This window comes from Bacillus mesophilum, assembly GCF_008923265.1.
Taxonomy (GTDB): Bacteria; Bacillota; Bacilli; order Bacillales; family Cytobacillaceae; genus Cytobacillus; species Cytobacillus mesophilum.
In genome coordinates this window covers 465779-484035 of sequence record NZ_WBOT01000002.1, presented here as the reverse complement: position 1 = coordinate 484035, position 18257 = coordinate 465779, and the positions used below count along the sequence as shown (strand labels likewise).

General features: G+C 38.0%; 17 protein-coding genes. 11 read left to right on the top strand and 6 right to left on the bottom strand.

The annotated features are described in order from the left end of the window. Positions 1-15 precede the first annotated feature (15 nt). The 3 genes from ispG to F7732_RS07290 form a co-directional block, all read right to left on the bottom strand. Entirely contained in the window at positions 16-1137 is a 1122-nt protein-coding gene (gene ispG / locus F7732_RS07300) for a flavodoxin-dependent (E)-4-hydroxy-3-methylbut-2-enyl-diphosphate synthase (protein WP_192913013.1), read from the bottom strand. Positions 1138-1288: 151 nt separating this feature from the next. Then, positions 1289-1612 (bottom strand): hypothetical protein, encoded by a 324-nt coding sequence (locus F7732_RS07295; RefSeq protein WP_151573253.1) that lies wholly within the window; start codon positions 1610-1612, stop codon positions 1289-1291. Positions 1613-1735: 123 nt separating this feature from the next. Further along, positions 1736-2512: a DUF1189 domain-containing protein gene (locus tag F7732_RS07290; RefSeq protein ID WP_338024078.1), complete on the bottom strand. Its 777-nt coding sequence runs from the start codon at positions 2510-2512 to the stop codon at positions 1736-1738. 245 nt (positions 2513-2757) lie between these two features. Here F7732_RS07290 and F7732_RS07285 point away from each other — a divergent pair, with 245 nt between their 5' ends. After that, positions 2758-4389, top strand: coding sequence for a Na/Pi cotransporter family protein (locus tag F7732_RS07285; protein ID WP_192913002.1), 1632 nt, complete (start codon positions 2758-2760; stop codon positions 4387-4389). Positions 4390-4537: 148 nt separating this feature from the next. Next, positions 4538-5020 (top strand): DUF456 domain-containing protein, encoded by a 483-nt coding sequence (locus tag F7732_RS07280; RefSeq protein WP_151573252.1) that lies wholly within the window; start codon positions 4538-4540, stop codon positions 5018-5020. 65 nt (positions 5021-5085) lie between these two features. Here the strand turns inward: F7732_RS07280 and F7732_RS07275 are convergent, their stop codons facing one another. Beyond that, the gene (locus F7732_RS07275) at positions 5086-5781 is read right to left on the bottom strand and encodes a Crp/Fnr family transcriptional regulator (RefSeq protein ID WP_151573251.1); all 696 of its coding nucleotides are present in this window, start codon (positions 5779-5781) and stop codon (positions 5086-5088) included. Between the two features lie 343 nt (positions 5782-6124). Between F7732_RS07275 and F7732_RS07270 the strand changes: the two genes are divergently transcribed. From F7732_RS07270 to phoU, 9 genes are all read left to right on the top strand, one after another. Next, on the top strand, positions 6125-6733 hold the full coding sequence (locus F7732_RS07270) for a superoxide dismutase (RefSeq protein ID WP_151573250.1): 609 nt from the start codon (positions 6125-6127) through the stop codon (positions 6731-6733). Between the two features lie 121 nt (positions 6734-6854). Continuing rightward, complete coding sequence (locus F7732_RS07265; protein WP_151573249.1) at positions 6855-8069, top strand: MFS transporter; 1215 nt, start codon at positions 6855-6857, stop codon at positions 8067-8069. 101 nt (positions 8070-8170) lie between these two features. Beyond that, positions 8171-10306 carry a peptidoglycan D,D-transpeptidase FtsI family protein gene (locus F7732_RS07260; RefSeq protein ID WP_151573248.1) on the top strand — a complete coding sequence of 712 codons (2136 nt, stop codon included), beginning with the start codon at positions 8171-8173 and terminating at the stop codon, positions 10304-10306. Positions 10307-10555: 249 nt separating this feature from the next. Beyond that, a complete protein-coding gene (locus tag F7732_RS07255; protein WP_420837679.1) occupies positions 10556-12241 on the top strand; it encodes a methyl-accepting chemotaxis protein in 1686 nt (561 codons plus the stop codon). 490 nt (positions 12242-12731) lie between these two features. Further along, positions 12732-13748: a PstS family phosphate ABC transporter substrate-binding protein gene (locus F7732_RS07250; protein ID WP_151573246.1), complete on the top strand. Its 1017-nt coding sequence runs from the start codon at positions 12732-12734 to the stop codon at positions 13746-13748. A 159-nt stretch (positions 13749-13907) separates the two neighbouring features. Beyond that, positions 13908-14813 carry a phosphate ABC transporter permease subunit PstC gene (pstC, locus tag F7732_RS07245; RefSeq protein ID WP_151573682.1) on the top strand — a complete coding sequence of 302 codons (906 nt, stop codon included), beginning with the start codon at positions 13908-13910 and terminating at the stop codon, positions 14811-14813. 1 nt (position 14814) lies between these two features. Further along, on the top strand, positions 14815-15699 hold the full coding sequence (gene pstA, locus F7732_RS07240; protein ID WP_151573245.1) for a phosphate ABC transporter permease PstA: 885 nt from the start codon (positions 14815-14817) through the stop codon (positions 15697-15699). A gap of 19 nt (positions 15700-15718) precedes the next feature. After that, the gene (gene pstB / locus F7732_RS07235; protein WP_151573244.1) at positions 15719-16540 is read left to right on the top strand and encodes a phosphate ABC transporter ATP-binding protein PstB; all 822 of its coding nucleotides are present in this window, start codon (positions 15719-15721) and stop codon (positions 16538-16540) included. Between the two features lie 12 nt (positions 16541-16552). Then, a complete protein-coding gene (gene phoU, locus F7732_RS07230; protein ID WP_151573243.1) occupies positions 16553-17212 on the top strand; it encodes a phosphate signaling complex protein PhoU in 660 nt (219 codons plus the stop codon). Positions 17213-17238: 26 nt separating this feature from the next. On the opposite strand, the gene F7732_RS07225 is transcribed toward phoU, so the two are convergent. Both F7732_RS07225 and F7732_RS07220 read right to left on the bottom strand, forming a co-directional pair. Further along, complete coding sequence (locus F7732_RS07225) at positions 17239-17745, bottom strand: endolytic transglycosylase MltG (RefSeq protein ID WP_151573242.1); 507 nt, start codon at positions 17743-17745, stop codon at positions 17239-17241. After that, a complete protein-coding gene (locus F7732_RS07220) occupies positions 17738-18139 on the bottom strand; it encodes a hypothetical protein (protein WP_151573241.1) in 402 nt (133 codons plus the stop codon). Before F7732_RS07220 ends, F7732_RS07225 begins: the two co-directional genes overlap by 8 nt. Positions 18140-18257: the final 118 nt, after the last annotated feature.

Sequence of the window (18257 nt, the reverse complement as noted above, 5' to 3'; positions counted from 1 at the left end):
GGGCTCTTTTCTTGATTATTGAGAAATGATTTCTTCTTTTTCAGCTTTTGCTTTTTCTTCGGCTTGTTTTGCGAAGTATTCTTCAGCAATTTTATCAATTTCTACTTTTAATTCTTCTACCATGGTTGCTTCAGGTACTTTACGAACAATTTCTCCTTTGCGGAAAAGCAAGCCTTCTCCACGGGCACCTGCAATGCCTATGTCAGCCTCACGAGCTTCACCAGGACCGTTAACAGCGCAGCCTAATACAGCTACTTTGATTGGAGCTTTGATTGTTGAGATATACTCTTCCACTTCGTTTGCGATTGAAATTAGATCAATTTCAATACGACCGCATGTAGGACAAGAAATAAGTGTTGCGGCATTAGAAGAAAGGCCAAATACTTTTAGCAGTTCCCTTGCTACCTTTACCTCTTCAACAGGATCAGCACTTAAAGAAATACGAAGGGTATTCCCGATTCCTTTACTTAAAATGGCTCCTAGGCCAGCAGCACTTTTTACAGTACCAGCAAAAAGGGTTCCTGACTCTGTGATGCCAAGGTGAAGCGGGTAATCAAAAGCCATAGATGCTTTTTCATAGGCTTCAATAGCCAAGTTTACATCTGAAGCCTTCATGGACACGATAATATCGTGGAAATCAAGATCCTCAAGAATTTTAATGTGATGCAAGGCACTTTCTACCATGCCGTCAGCTGTTGGATATCCATATTTTTCCAGAATTCTTTTTTCTAAAGAACCTGCGTTTACACCAATTCGAATTGGAATTCCTTTCGCTTTTGCCGCTTTTACAACAGCTTCTACTTTTTCGCGTCTGCCGATGTTACCAGGATTGATTCGGATTTTATCTGCTCCGCCTTCAATCGCTTTTAAAGCGAGCTTATAATCAAAGTGGATATCGACAACCAGTGGAATATTAATTCTCTTTTTAATTTCAGCAATCGCATTAGCCGCTCTTTCATCAGGGCATGCTACACGGACAACTTGGCAGCCTGCTTCTTCTAGACGTTTGATCTCTGCAACAGTTGCCTCAACGTCATGTGTCTTTGTTGTTGTCATGCTTTGTATAAATAATTCGTTGCTTCCGCCAATAGTTAAAGGACCAACTTTTACTGGTCTCGTTTTTGTACGATGTATCATCTCAGTCAATGGAGATTCGCTCCTTTTTTTATTCATAAATTTAAAAGAACTATGAAAAGAAAGTTCACTTTATTGTATCAATGAAAGACTGATGTTGACAAGAATGATGCAATGAAACTCTTATGTTTAACACTGCCTTAATATTATTTGTTTATTTATAAGAAGGGAATTTGTAAGTTTTCCCATTTTGTATTTGCTCAGGCTGTATGCCGCTATTTAAGGTTTGGAAATCATTCACAACCGTTTCGATAGCTACAGGAACTGGCCCGCCCAGCTCGGCTTCCATAATAGTTAAAACAGTTTCCCCTGGACCGACTTTCTTTTCAAAATATTCAAGGCCTGCTGATTGATGATTGGCTGCAGAGGCTTCTGCGGCTATCTCTTCTTTCTGATTTGGAAGTGTACCGTTTGTTAAGTCAAAGTAGATAGCGTAAATACAAAGAATGGATAGGATGAAAGCTGACAGTCTCTTCATATTGGCTGGCCCCCCAGGAATAATATTCGTGCTTATCCAATATGTATGCCCGTCCATTCCCATTTATTCATTAAATCGTTCAATAAAGAAAAAAACGCGCAATGCGCGTTTTTATCAAATATGTTAAGATTTTTTTGGCTGAGGGACCTCTTTAATTGCAAGCAGCAGCACAATAACTCCCACAAGCCAGCTGATCATTGCTCCGTTAGGCACAACGGTTTGCAGTGAAGCCATAACGGTAAAGAAAACAGTTGATAATGTTACACTGTATGCAGACATGCGCCAAGTGTGGCGATATTGGAGATTGCGGTTTAGCATGCGTTTGATTAAGAGGCCAATTAAAGCAAGAATGGATACCTCAATAAATCGCAGGCCAGCTGAGAACAGATAAATAAAAATAGCCATAATCGGCAGTACAATAACTAAGAAAGAATCCGCTGCTGCTAAATATTCTGTAACTTCTTGTTTAGAGAAGGTCATTCCAGTCAGCATGCTGTAATCATAGGTTTGTACTTGGCCGCCAGCAACAAAAACAAATTCATCTTGTAACAATGCAACCGTATTTTGGTCAGAACGAATATCTGCACTTGTTAGTGTTCCGGTGGAATCAAATTGGATGGTCATATCATCTGCAGGAATTGTTATTGGTTTGTTTTCATCCGAATGCAGCTCTCCATCTTCAATGTAAAAGTCCGGAAATTTATTCTCAATGCTGTTTTTAATTTCTTCAACACTATTCACAATCGAGGTGCTAAGAAAATAAATGGTCGGAATAACAGCGATAAAAGTGAGGAAAAATACATACAAAATGGTTTTCCCAATTCCTTGAAAGCGGAATAAACTAATATCTTTTGGAGAGTATAAGCTTTTAATAAACTGTTTAAAAATATTCATCTTCATTTAGTTGTAAACACACCCTTTTTCGTATTCACTGCCTATTCTAGCTTGTTCATTAATGATGTACAAGTAAATGGAAATGTCTAAATAATGAAACATTTGTAATTGTTTTGTAACATAAACACCGAATGTTAAGCTAATGTAAATTTAACTTAATAATTCTTTACTTTTGGTTGTACACCCATAATAATTGTAAGGGGTTTTGAAGAATATTGTCGATTGATTATTAAAAGTAGGGGTTGAAATTTTTGGAGCTAGATGTTCAGCAAATGATATTCCAATTTCTTGGAGGACTCGGGATTTTTCTTTATGGTATTAAAAGTATGGGGGATGGACTCCAAAAATCTGCTGGTGATCGATTAAGAGATTTACTTGACAGGTTTACGACAAATCCGTTAATGGGGGTATTAGCGGGTGTACTTGTTACGATTTTAATACAAAGCAGTTCGGCAACAACAGTTATTACCGTAGGTTTAGTAAGTGCAGGATTTATGACACTGCGTCAGGCGATTGGTGTCATTATGGGTGCAAATATTGGAACAACTGTTACAGCATTTATTATAGGAATTGATGTCGGTGAGTACTCATTGCCAATTCTTGCTTTAGGTGCAGTTCTTATATTCTTTATAAAAAATAAAAAGGTAAATAATATAGGGCAGATTTTATTTGGCTTTGGAGCGCTGTTTTATGGGTTAGAATTGATGAGTGGCGGAATGAAGCCATTGAGAACATTGGAAGCATTTCATGACTTAACTGTCAGCATGAGTTCAAATCCAATTCTTGGTGTTGTAGTAGGAACCGTCTTTACTGTTATTGTTCAGAGCTCCAGTGCAACAATCGGTATTCTGCAAGGTTTATTTGCAGAAGATCTGATCCGTTTGGACGCTGCCTTGCCTGTTTTATTTGGTGATAATATTGGAACAACCATTACAGCTGTTTTAGCTGCTATCGGTGCATCTGTTGCGGCAAGAAGAGCTGCAGCTGTCCATGTAATTTTTAACATCGTTGGAACGACCATTTTCATGATTTTATTAACACCATTTACTTATTTAATTGAAAGTTTACAATCTGCTCTGGGTCTGAATCCGCAAATGACGATTGCGTTCTCGCATGGTATTTTTAATGTATCAAATACCATTATTCAGCTTCCGTTTGTAGCTGTGCTGGCATATATCGTAACAAAGCTTATACCTGGTGAAGATTCAGCCATAGAATATAAAGCGAAGCATCTTGATCCTGTTTTCATTCAGCAGTCACCATCTATTGCCCTGGGACAGGCTAAGGAAGAAGTACTGAGAATGGGACAATTTTCTGTTAAGGGACTAGAGGAAACTCATGAATTCCTGATAAATGGACATCAAAAGCATTCTGAAAATGCCTATCAGCTTGAAGAAGCCATTAACAACCTGGACAGAAAGATTACAGATTACCTCGTATTGTTGTCTACAAGCTCACTGTCAGAACATGAATCTGAAGAACATACTATGCTGATGGATACAGTTCGTGATATTGAGCGGATCGGTGATCATTTTGAAAATATTATTGAACTGATTGAATTTAAGAAAGCAAATAAAGTGTCCATCACAGATAAGGCGATGAAGGACTTACAGGAGATGTTCGAGCTAACCATCTCTACCGTAAAAGAAGCGCTTCAGGCATTAGATCATAAAGACAAAGACGCTGCCATTGATGTCGTTAAAAAAGAAGAACAGATTGACCAGATGGAGAGAAAACTCCGCAAGCAGCATATCCAGCGCTTAAACGAAGGATTATGCACAGGTCAATCAGGGATCGTATATGTAGATATTGTCAGCAATCTCGAAAGAATTGGAGATCATGCCGTCAATATTGCTGAAGCAGTACTTGGTGAAGCAAAGTAATAAAGGTAAATATTACTCGAAAAGCAAGAGGAGGATCCTCTTGCTTTTTTTATGTGTTCTTTTTTTGCTCCTTACTTTTCAAGTGGTGGATGAAATAGTACAATAAGAAAGATTTTACAACGGATTTTATTGGCAGGGAGCTGATCAGATGGAGGCCATCAATTGGATTATTATTGGTGTCTTGTTTGTTATTGCATTTGTAGGACTTGTATATCCCATTATTCCAAGTGTTCTTTTTATAGCCGCAGGTTTTGTGCTTTATGGATTTTTATTTTCTTTTGAACCATTTAGCTGGCTGTTCTGGAGTATTCAGATTCTCTTTGTCATTCTGCTTTTTACCGCAGACTATGCAGCAAATTTAATTGGTGTTAAAAAATATGGCGGCAGCAAAGCCGGCATCTGGGGAAGTACAATTGGCTTATTAGTTGGACCGTTTGTTATTCCAGTTCTGGGAATATTAATTGGTCCATTTTTAGGTGCCGTTATTGCTGAAGTCGCTGTTCATAGAAAGAACTTGAAAGAGGCTGCGAAAGTCGGATTTGGGTCAGTTGTTGGCTTTGTCAGCAGTGTCGTGACAAAAGGAATTATTCAAGCGATTATGATTATTTATTTCTTTTTTGTCGTCTTGTAAATGTTAAAAACATGCAGGCTTCAGCTGTATGCTGACGCCTGCATGTTTTTTGCGTTTTAAAGTATTTAGTTAACGCCACAAATTTCTATTGGGCAGTGCTGACAGTCCACTTCTTTTTTCAAATGAGACATATCTTTTATAATAAATTTTTGATTTTCATAGGAGATAATTCCATCTTCACGTAATTCCTTCAGAAGTCTCTGCACAACCTCTCGAGTTCCGAATGTTAAGTTTGCCAGCTCCTGATGTGTAAGAATGAGGTCAATTAAGATTCCGTCTTCGGTTCGAACTCCATAGCTGTTAGCGAGACGGATCAGCATTGAGTATAGTCCGCCTTTTTTTCCATTAATAATTAAGTCTTGGCATTTCATTTGTGCTTTTAGATAACGGGTGCTGAGCCATGAGGTTAAACTTGCCAGGAGTTTCTTATCATTTAAGAGGTATTCCTCAAATTGTTCTCTCTTAATTTTAAGAAGTTCACAGTCGCTTAGCGTCTTGACGAAAAAATGATAGGAAGGATTATCTTTAAATAATTGGTACTCAATAATAATTTCTTCGTCCTTTAAGATTTTTAAAATAAATTCTTTGCCCTTAATATGGTGCCTGCCCAGTGCCAGGTTCCCGGACATAAGCAAGTAAATATAATCAACAGGATCTTTTTCTTGAAAAAGAATTGTATCCGCCTTGATATGCACGATTCTTTCATTTGCTATAAACTGCTGAATCAGCAGGCTGTAAAATGAGATATTAAAATCAGACATTTTGTCACTTCCTTATTGGATGCTATATCTCGATTTAAAGCAAAAGTTGTCATGGTGTCAATACAGTTAAGGTGCTGATTTACCTAGTTTATGAACGATTCTCTGCATAGAATATTGACGCAGAAACATTTAGGTCATATTTGACAATTTAGCGAAATTTGCTCATTTTCATGCTCTTAAGAGAATATTTGCGAAAAAAAGGGGTATTTTAACTTTGTCAGCAAAGCGTTTTGTTTGAAAGAACAGGCTATCTTTGGTAATCTAACTTTAAAGTTCTTAAAGTTTCTTAAAATAAAGTGGCTTTGAGACTGAAACTATTCATATACATAGGGAGGAATTTAAAATGGCTTTTGAATTACCGCAATTACCTTACGCATACGATGCTTTAGAACCTCATATTGACAAAGAAACAATGAATATCCATCACACAAAACACCACAACACATATGTGACAAACTTAAATAATGCGTTAGAAGGAAACGAGGAGCTTCTTTCTAAATCAGTAGAAGAAGTGATTTCTAACCTTGATGCAGTTCCTGAGTCAGCTCGTACTGCTGTGCGCAATAATGGCGGCGGCCATGCTAACCACACTCTTTTCTGGCAAGTAATTGCTCCAAATGCAGGCGGAGAGCCAACTGGTGAGCTTGCAGATGCAATCACTGGCAAGTTTGGCAGCTTTGATGCTTTCAAAGAAGAGTTTGCTAAAGCGGCAACTACTCGTTTCGGTTCTGGCTGGGCTTGGCTTGCTGTAAACAATGGTGAGTTAGAAGTGACTAGCACACCAAACCAAGATTCTCCATTAATGGAAGGCAAAACTCCAATCTTAGGATTGGATGTTTGGGAGCATGCTTACTACTTAAACTACCAAAACCGCCGTCCAGAGTATATCAATTCTTTCTGGAACGTTGTAAACTGGGATGAAGTTTCTAAACGCTATAGCGCTGCAAAATAAAATCGTTAAATCAAAAGCACAGCAGATTTTCTGCTGTGCTTTTTAAATTCTAAAGTGCATTTTTGCATAATGCATTGCTCTATGTTAAAAACTACCCTTAGAACCAAAGGGGAGTTTTTTTATGAGCAGATTTAAAAAGATACTAGGTGATATAGAAGTAACAAGGGATTTAACTTTATTGCTGCTGATTGGAGGATTGTATTCTTTAAGTATTGCCCTTTCCAATACATTTGTGAATATATTCCTTTGGAAACAATCAGGAGAATATTTCGACCTCGGTTTATACAATTTATCCATTGTTGTCTTACAGCTGATTACATTTACTATTGCAGGAAGATGGGCGAAAAAGATTGATCGTGTAATTGTTCTTCGAATCGGAGTTATTTTTCTTGGCACCTTTTATTTGGCAGTACTGATTGCAGGTGGAAATGCATCGGCGTATTTGCTTCTATTAGGCGCTTTGCTTGGAGTAGGCTATGGTTTTTATTGGCTTGCATTTAATGTTTTAACCTTTGAGATTACAGAACCCGAGAATCGTGACTTTTTTAATGGGTTTCTCGGTATTTTAAATTCTGTAGCAGGGATGGCTGGACCAATTGCTGCCGGATTCATTATTTCGAAAATGGAAAAGTTTACAGGATACTCTATAATATTCGGTATTTCACTCACCTTGTTTTTAGTGGCAGTCATTTTAAGCTTCTTCTTAAATAGGAGACCGGCAAGCGGAAGGTACTGGTTTAGCCGAATCCTCAAGGAGAGGAAAAATAGCTTTAATTGGCGTATGATTACGAATGCCCACTTTTTTCAGGGGCTGCGCGAAGGAACATTTGCCTTTCTCGTTTCAGTCTTCGTTTTTATCTCAACAGGAAGTGAACTTGCTCTCGGAACTTTTGGTCTTGTCAATTCGGGCATTTCTTTTGTTGCCTATTATATTGTCTCTAGAATGTTAAGGAAACATCAGAGGAAGAAAGCGATATTAATCGGCGGAATTCTGTTGTATGTGAGCATCTTTTTTATCTTGGCAAACATTACATTTCCAAAATTAATGATCTATGCAGCTATTATTGCAGTTGGATACCCGATCCTGTTTGTTCCTTACGTTTCTATGACTTATGATGTAATCGGCACTGCCTGGAAGGCTAGGGAGATGAGGATTGAGTATATTGTTGTAAGAGAGCTTTATTTAAATATAGGCAGAGTTGTTTCTGTGCTGGCATTTTTAGCTGGGATCGCCATTTTTAAACCCGAAAATAGCATTCCTGTCCTTATCATCATATTAGGAACAGGACATACGCTTATTTATTATTTTATTCATAAAGTAAACCTTGCTGCTTAATGGAAAACATTACATCGAAAAAGACTAGTTATTAATAGAATTTTTTTCTCACTTCTTATAAAATAAGACTAGAAACTTTTTAGGGGAAGTGTGGTTACATTTTGAACAGAAAGAATAAAAAGAAGAATCATGTTCCTTTTCGTCTGAATTTACTCTTCTTTGTTGTATTTGGTCTATTTTCTGTTTTAATTCTGCGGTTAGGATTTGTACAGATTGTTTATGGGGACGATTATAAACGGGAGATTGAACGGACTGAGGATGTTACAGTAAACAACCCTGTTCCGCGTGGGAAGATGTATGATCGAACAGGGCAAATTATTGTTGATAATACACCGCAAAATGCAATTACTTATACTAATAATGGTGCCAATCAGGAAGAGATGCTTGAAGTTGCCGAAAGATTGGCTAAGATGATTGACAAAGATACAGAAAAGGTAACGGAGAGGGATCAAAAGGATTATTGGATAATCAAAAATCCAGAGCGTGCGAAAGAAAAAGTGTCAGAGAAAGAATCAGATGCGTTAGCAGAAAAGTATGAGGGCACTGAACTCAATAATAAAGTGTACCAATTACAGTTAGATCGTATTACAGAAGGTGATCTTGCAGAATTATCACCAGAAGATATTGAAATTCTTGCGATATACCGTGATTTTTCAAGCGGCTATGCCCTTACACCGCAAATCGTTAAGAATAAAGATGTTACAGATGAAGAATTTGCGATTGTAAGTGAAAATCTGCAAATATTGCCTGGCGTTGATACTACAACGGATTGGGAAAGAGCTTACACTTATAACAACACATTAAAATCTGTGTTAGGAAAGGTTACTTCTTCTGATGAAGGAGTGCCTGCAGAACAGCTAGACTATTATTTGGCTAGAGATTATAGCCGTAATGACCGTGTTGGCAAAAGCTATATTGAGCTTCAGTATGAAGAGGTGCTTCACGGGCAAAAGGCAAAGGTTAAGAATGTAACGGACAAAGCCGGCAATGTACTGGAAACTATTCCGATCAGCGAGGGACAGCGAGGAAAAGATCTTGTTTTGAGTACAGATATGGAACTGCAGCTTGAAGTGGAAAAGATTATTGAAGAAGAACTTCGTGCAGCAAAAACATCACCTGGCACGACTTTGCTTGATCGTGCATATGTAGTCTTGATGGACCCTCACACAGGGGAAATCTTAACGATGGCCGGAAAAAGGCTTGTTAAAAACGAGAAAACAGGTAAAACAGAATTGCAGGATGATGCTTTAGGCAATATTACGACAACATATAATGTTGGATCTGCTGTCAAAGGTGCAACCATATTAACTGGATACAATGAGGGAGTCATAAGTCCAGGGACAGTCATTACAGACAGACCATTGCTTATTAAAAATACTCCTCCAAAAAAATCATGGAAAACATTTGGTCCGATTAGCGATGTAAATGCTTTAAAAGTATCTTCAAACGTTTATATGTTTGAAACAGCTATTCGAATTGGCGGAGGGAGATATCAGCCGAATCAGCCGCTTCCATTGAACACAGAAGAGGGCTTTAGTATTTTTCGTGATTCCTTTGCTCAATTTGGTCTAGGTGTCAGAACAGGCATCGACTTGCCTAACGAGCAAACAGGATTTAAGGGCGCTAGCAATCTGCCTGGTTTCATGCTTGACTTCTCCATAGGACAGTACGATACGTATTCGAACATGCAGCTTGCACAATATGTTTCGACGATTGCCAATGGAGGCAATCGTATGGAGCCTCATATGGTAAAGGAAATTCGTGAACCAGTTATGGAAGAAGACCAGCTTGGACCGCTTGTTCAAGAAATTTCTCCAGTTGTTTTAAATCGCATTGATGCCAAGCCTGAGTGGATGAAATTAGTCCAAGAAGGATTTAGACGAGTCATGCAAGAAAGAGATGGTACAGCATATTCCTTTTTTGGCAGTAAAGCATATAAACCCGCAGGAAAAACGGGTACTGCTGAAGCCTTCTATGATGGACCGTTGCGCAGCAATTATGGAAAAGAACCGCCAGAGGTTATGAATTTAAGTCTTGTGAGCTATGCTCCAGCCGAGAATCCTGAAGTGGCAATGGCAGTTCTGGTACCATGGGCCTATCAGGGGAGTGTGGATCATAGAGCTAATTTGAAAATTGGAAACCGTGTAATGGATGCGTACTTTGACTTGAAAGCAAATGATAAGAAAGCTTCTAATACAGAGGACACTGAAAATACTGAAGATGATACAGAAGAATAATAGAAAGAGCCGCTCCTGCCTATGGAGCGGTTTTTTTCTGTTTTATGGATTTTTTGGACTAAAAGAAAATAGGTCAAAGAGCCTGTGTTTATATAAAATTCACAATGAATTTACAATAACTTAATAAAAAGCTGTGATAATGGAAGGGGAACTTTAGCGAGAGGGCGTGTCTTTTTGCAACTTATTAAGCAGAAATTAGCACATTTGTACCAGGAGGCGAGAAACCAAAAATTTTCGATTCCATTCAAAATGACCATTCAAAGAAAAATTATTCTGACATTTTGTTTGGTACTGTTCATTTCAGGCGGTCTTGCCGCTTATTCCATTGTTAATACTGCTAAGTCTAATGAACTTGCGGAAGAATTAATACTGGCAGAATCTGTGGAATTGAACCTGATGCAAAATATTCGATTTAATATGTCCGAGCGGCTGCGCCTCGTGACGAATTATTTGCTCGAGGGTTCACCGCAATCGATTGAAGATTTTGAAGCAAACGCAGCAGATAGTGAAAAGGTTGAAACAGATCTTCTTCAGCGTATGGAAGGGAAGGATACCGAAGAAGAAATACATAAGCTGGTTAGCTATGGAGAACGCTGGACTGATATTATGCGAAGCAATGTCATTGGAGTTTATGATGATGGAGACCAGCGTAAGGCTTTATTAAATCTCGGAGCTGAACAGGAACAGGCTCAAAATACAATGACAAGCTTGAAACAGTTAGCAGATGAAAAGCAAAACAATGTATCTGAGCTGGGCAGTACAATAGTGGCAAATGGAAAAAAAGTTACCTATATGACAGTGGTGCTAACGGTTGTTATGGCGATTATTTCTATATTAGTTGGTATTTTACTTGCAAGGTCAATACATTTATCAGTTAAACGTATTTCTGAAAGAATTCAAACTATTACAGAGGGTGACTTGAGTCAGCCGGAGATTAAGATTTATTCAAAGGACGAGCTTGGAGATCTAACATCTTCAATTAATAGGATGGTGTCTGATATAAAACAGCTGATCCACCAGGCTACTTTAACAACTTCTCATGTGCTCGATTCTGCTGACGAATTGACAGCAAGCTCATCTGAAACAATGAAAGGCACAGAGCAAATTACAGGGTCTATCCAAGAAGTCGCCGCATCATCAAGCAAGCAGCTTAATACAGTGAATGAAATAATTGAGACAATTAAACACTTGCAAGAACGTCTGCAAATCTTAACCGCATCTGTCCAAACACTGGACTCTGTTGCATATCAGGTAGCTGACATGTCAAGACTTGGGAATGATGTAGTTGGAAATTCTATTTCAAAAATGCAGCAAATTAATGAATCAGTTCATAATGTTTCCTCTTATATAGATGAACTAGGGGAGAACTCTGTAAAGATAGGGACCATTACAGATGTGATTACGAATATATCAGAACAAACCAATTTATTAGCACTCAATGCAGCCATTGAAGCAGCAAGGGCTGGCGAGCATGGCAGAGGTTTTGCTGTAGTTGCTGATGAAGTAAGAAAGCTTGCTGTTCAATCTCGGGAGTCTAGCAATCAAATAACGGAACTGATTTCTCAGATTCAAAATGGAATACGAGTAACTTCTCTTGCTATGAAAAAAAGCACGGATGAAGTTCAGGATGGTACTAAAGCTGTTAATGAAGCTGGTGCCTCATTCCAGAATATTAGTCAGTCCATTACAGAAATGAACAAAACGATCTATTCCATGAATGATATGGCTGCTGAATTTTCGAATAGTACAGAAATGGTCGCTGAGAATGTGAATGTTTTGACCGAAATGGCCAAAATTAACTCCTCATACTCTGAGACTGTTGCAACATCAGCGGAAGAGCAGCTGGCATCTAGCGGCGAAATAACTAATTCCGCTAAAAAACTCAATGACATGGCAGCTCAGCTGCAAATTGTACTTAATAAATTCAAAATATAGTAAGACTGTTTATATTGGTCATGGATCAGCAAATGACCTCTGACGTCAGTGATAAAATTGCTTAAAGACCTCTATTCCTTAGCGGATTTCTTTAAAGGAGAATTCTGTCTAAGGAATAGAGGTCTTTTTTTCATCTGGGATACATGAGCTCTTGCATAAGCAGTATAAGCAGATAAAATGCGGAAATACATAAATTATTCAACTTGAAACAGTAAGAGCATTCAAATTGGATACTATTCTTGGATGTTTAAAATAAGGATTTGGTTCACTTCTAGTAACTACCTTTTATACTAAAAACTTTGCTAAAAGATCATTTTTCGACTTATCTTACTGCTTAAATTATATATTATTACCGGATTTCGACATATTTACACAACAATCAACGAAGTTTACAAAACATTTACATTTGATTAAAACGAGATTAACAGAACACCTTTATTCTATTACTTGTAGGACAAAACATTGATAACTCTTAGGGGGAATTAAGAAGATGAAAAGCTTGAAGAAACTTAGCATGTTACTATTGCTTGCAGCTGTAATGACAATCATTGCTGCTTGCGGTGGCGGAGACACAGAAGAACCTGCCGAAGATAACGCAGGCGGAACAGATGGCAACACTGAAGATCCAGCTCCTGCTGACGAAGAAACTGCACTAGAAGGTAGCGTAGTAATCGACGGATCTGGTACTGTTTATCCATTCATGGCTAAAATGGCTGAAAACTATATGACTAACGAGCAAGAAAACGTTTCTGTTGAAGTTAGCCGCGCAGGTACATCTGCTGGTTTTGAAAAATTCTTAATTGAAGACGGAACTGATTTCAATGACGCATCTCGTCCAATCAAAGACGAAGAGATTGCAAAAGCTGGAGAAGTTGGCTTTGAACCTTTAGAGTTAAAAGTTGCTTTAGATGGTTTAACAGTTGTGATCAACAAAGAAAATGACTGGGCTACTGAACTTACTGAGCAACAAGTTAAAGATATTTTCCTTGCAAGCTCAGGTGTTAAAAACTGGTCTGATCTTGACCCATCATTCCCAGATGAGCCAATCGTAACAATGGGACCAAACGAAAACCATGGTACTTACGAGTTCTTCTGGCAAGAAATTCTTGAAGAGCAAGATTTAGTTGAAGGCGTTAACCTTCAGCAAGATTACTCTACTTTAGTTGATCTAGTATCAAAAGATAAAAACGCTATCGCATTCTTTGGTTATGGTTACTATGAAAGCAATACTGATAAGTTAACTGCTGTATCTGTTGATTTCGGTAATGGCGCGGTTGCTCCAAGCTTAGAGACAATTGGTGAAAGCGAAGACTTCGCTTACTCTCCATTTACTCGTCCAGTATTCACTTACTTAAACCCAGAAATGGCTAAAGAAAAACCACAAGTTCTTGACTATGCAATCTACGCTATGGAAAATGCTGCAACTGTAGCATCTGAAACTGGATTCGCTCCAATTCCAGAAGAAGAGATCCAAGCTAACATTGAAGCTTTAGAAGGTTTACAATAATTAACATCTATTAAACAAAGGTGATAGGAAGATGGGGGCTCTTAAGTCTCATCTTCCTATCTGTTTGATTAAGTATGAAATACCAAATTGGATGAATGGTTTTGGTGAAGGGGGTTTCACAACTTGAATAACAAGTTAGAAAAAAATGCAGTGCGTGAAATGGTTGCGAAGAATAAGCAATCACGATCCGTTTCTGCTATTTTTGAAAAAATAATGCCTAAACTGCTATTAATTATCGCTGTGATTTCAATCTTAACAACAATAGGGATTGTGTTTACATTATTAAGCGAGACAATTGAATTCTTTAAAATTATACCATTCTTTGAATTTTTCACTGGCACTGTCTTAAAGCCATTGGGAGAAAATGCGGAATTCGGGGTACTCCCATTGCTAGCCGGTACAATTATTTCCTCTGCTATAGCTATGATCGTAGCTATTCCAATCGGTTTAATGACAGCTATTTACTTAAGTGAATATGCATCAGAAAGAGTAAGAAGAGCTTTAAAACCAATACTTGAAGTTCTTGCTGGTATTCCAACAATCGTATATGGTTTTTTTGCTTTTACTTTTGTCACTCCTCTATTGAGAGCAATTATTCCTTCTTTAGAGCCTACGAATATCCTCAGTCCGGGGATCGTGATGGGAATTATGATTATTCCAATGGTGGCATCATTATCAGAAGATGCAATGAGTTCAGTGCCATATTCAATGCGTGAAGGAGCCCTTGCACTTGGGGCAACGAAGTTAGAAGTAACATGGAGAGTTATTGTTCCAGCAGCCATGTCTGGAATCATTGCTTCCTTTGTATTAGGAATTTCAAGAGCAATTGGTGAAACGATGATTGTCACCATTGCAAGCGGAAGTAATAAAAACTTCACATTTGATGTTACACAGTCCATGCAAACAATGACAGCTTATATTGTTGAAGTTACTGGCGGGGATGCTCCTGCTGGCTCTACCCTTTACTACAGTTTATATGCTGTTGCCATGACATTATTTGTCTTTACGTTAATCATGAATTTAATCGCACAGTATATTTCCCGTAGATTTAGGGAGGAATATTAATATGAAGTATATCGATAATAAATTAGTTGAAAAGAAAATGGGAACAAGACTGACTACCAATACAGTTGCAAAAAACATCTTTTTAGCTGCGACGCTATTTGGGTTAGTTGTTTTAGTTATCTTAATATATCGTGTAGTTGCAGATAGTATTGGTTGGATTGACTTTGAGTTCTTAACGAACAAGCTGTCAACAGATGCTGAAAAAGCTGGAATTATGGGTGCGATTTCGGGTACATTTTGGCTGATGATTGTTGTTGCACCTGTTACGTTGATCCTCGGAGTCGGGACAGCTATTTATTTAGAAGAATATGCGAGAAAAGGGCGACTTCAAGCCTTTATACAAACAAATATTTCCAATCTTGCTGGTGTACCTTCCATTGTATTCGGAATTTTAGGTCTAACTGTATTTGCCCGTGCTCTTGGATTAGGTAATATAGTATTAGCAGGTGGTTTAACAATGAGTTTGCTTGTTTTACCTGTTGTGGTTGTTGCAAGCCAAGAAGCCATTCGTGCAGTGCCTCAATTTTTAAGAGAAGCATCCTATGGTATGGGAGCAACGAAATGGCAAACCATAAAAAATGTGGTTCTGCCAGCGGCACTTCCGGGTATATTAACTGGAGTCATCTTAGCACTTTCTCGTGCTATTGGTGAGACAGCGCCTTTAGTAGTTCTTGGGATTCCTGCATTGCTGATCCCGCTGCCAGACGGTATTTTTGACAAGTTCACTGTTATGCCTATGCAAATATATTACTGGACATTAGATTCTGCCCTTGTTGCAGAATATGCTAATCTTGCTGCTGCTACAATCGTTATTCTATTAATTGTGTTATTCATAATGAACTCGATAGCAGTGTTGATCAGAAATAAATTCCAGAGAAGATTCTAACGACGGGAGAGATTCAAACATGACAGTTTCAACTTTTACAGCTAATAGTGCTGCTAATACAGTGAAAGATAAAACAGAAAGTAAAAAGGGTATGGTATATAATACAAAGGATTTGAACCTTTGGTACGGAGAAACACATGCTCTTAAAAATATAAACCTTGAGATTCAGGAAAATGATGTAACAGCGATTATCGGTCCTTCAGGATGCGGAAAATCAACTTATATTAAAACATTAAATCGCATGGTTGAATTGACTCCGATTGTAAAGATTTCGGGTGATATTCAATATCGTGAAAAAAGTATTTTTAATAAAAACTTTAAAGTAGAAGATTTGCGTACACATGTAGGAATGGTATTCCAAAAGCCGAATCCATTTCCAAAGTCAATTTATGAAAATGTTGTGTATGGTCCTAAAATCCATGGCATTCGCGACAAGAAAGTCTTGGATCAGATTGTTGAGAAAAGTTTGCGTGGCGCAGCGATTTGGGATGAAGTTAAGGATCGCCTCCATGAAAATGCATATGGCTTATCTGGCGGTCAGCAGCAGCGTCTTTGTATTGCACGCTGTCTAGCAATTGAACCTGATGTTATTCTAATGGATGAACCAACATCCGCACTTGACCCAATTTCAACTTTAAAAGTTGAAGAGCTTGTACAAGAGCTTAAGAAGGATTTTAGTATTATTATCGTTACACATAATATGCAGCAGGCAGCAAGGATTTCAGATAAAACGGCTTTCTTCTTAAATGGTGAAGTAATTGAATATGCAGATACCGATGTGATCTTTTCGAATCCGACTGATAAGAGAACAGAAGACTACATTACTGGTAGATTTGGTTAATAGGAGGCCGCTATGTCTGTACGTGAAAAATTTGATGATGAATTAATCCGTCTTCAACAAAAACTAATTGAGCTTGGCGAATTTGCTGAGTCTGCTTTATCAAAATCAATTCTGGCCCTAGAAACAAAAAATATCGAATTGGCGATTGAAATTATGGAAGACGATATTAAAGCAGATGTGCTTTATGAAGAAATTAATGACTTTGCCATTCTTTTAATTGCGAAGCAGCAGCCTGTGGCTATTGATTTACGTCGTATTATTGTGGCTATTAAGATTGCAACAGATATTGAAAGAATCGCAGATTTTGCTGTGAATATCGCCAAATCAACGATTCGTATCGGTTCTGAGGAGCATGTTAAGCCAATTGTTCACATCAAAGAGATGTATTCAATTATGATCAAGATGCTCAAGCTATCTTTAGAAGCCTTTAATGAAGAAGATATTGTAAAGGCGAAAAAAGTGGCAGATATGGATGATAAGGTAGATGATCTTTATGGTGAAACCATTATGGATCTGATGAAAATCAGCGTCAGCATGCCAGATCGCCTTCCGCAAATCACTCAGCTTTCTTTTACTTCACGTTATTTAGAGAGAGCAGCTGACCATGTAACAAATATTGCGGAACATGTTTTCTACCTTGTTAAAGGACGTCAATATGATTTGAATTCGTAAATAAAAAAGCTAAAGGTCGCTGGCCTTTAGCTTTTTGTTATGGTTTTAGCAATTTCTTCAATACTCATCCCTTGTTTAATTTCAAATGTGCCAGGCTGGATTTTTGTGCTATATTTATTTTCCTCCATATATTGTGTGAACGCATACGCATCCTCTACTAAACCAACTTGAACTAATATTGATGCAATTTGGCCAAGATTCATCCCACTGCTAATCTCCAGTTCAAAGGAAGCATGAGGTTCCTCCGGAGCTGAATCTTCTCCCTGTGGCTGATCAGGATTACTGCCCGCCTCGTCGCCGTCGTTGCTTTCAGTGCTTTGCTGCTCTGTCTGTTTTTCAGAGGAGTCAATCGCATTATTCAATTCTTCCTCAGTAAAAACGGTGTAACCAGCCTCTTCTAGGTATGCTATGGCTCCATCTTCTGTATAGGCAGTTTCTTCATGTTCTGGATCTGCTATGAACGTGTAAATAGCAACAACCAGAACAGAGAAGAAGATGCCAAATGAAAAGGAACGTACATTTCTTTTATGCATAGTAATCACCTTTTAGCTTCATTGTCCGTAAGATGTTTTCTACTTCTTCTGCAGTCAATGAAGATTGCCTTGCAATTTGGTCGATGCTTAAGCCTTGTTTACTAAGAACAAGAACTTGATTTTTAATAATATCATGGATTTCTTTCTTTTCGGGTTTCGGGGCAGATGTCTGAGCTTTAACTGTGTTCAGTATTTGTGGCATGACTTGTTCATCCAATAAGAGCTCTTCTTCTAGTACCTTTAGCTTCTTTTTAACCACGTACATATCCTGTACCTGCTGCATGGTGAGCTGATCAATATCTTCTCTTAAGTTTTTATAGGGATCCTTTAAGAAAATGGACACGGTGAATAGCAATAAAGAAAAAACTAGTAAGGCAATTAAGACATATATCAATGTTTTTCAACTCACTCTCTGTTTTATAGACAAAAACATTCTATCATATGAAGACGACAATTTTCGAATGAAGTTAGAAAAAAGGGTGAATCTGTCGTTTTGAATAGCTGATCTAGTC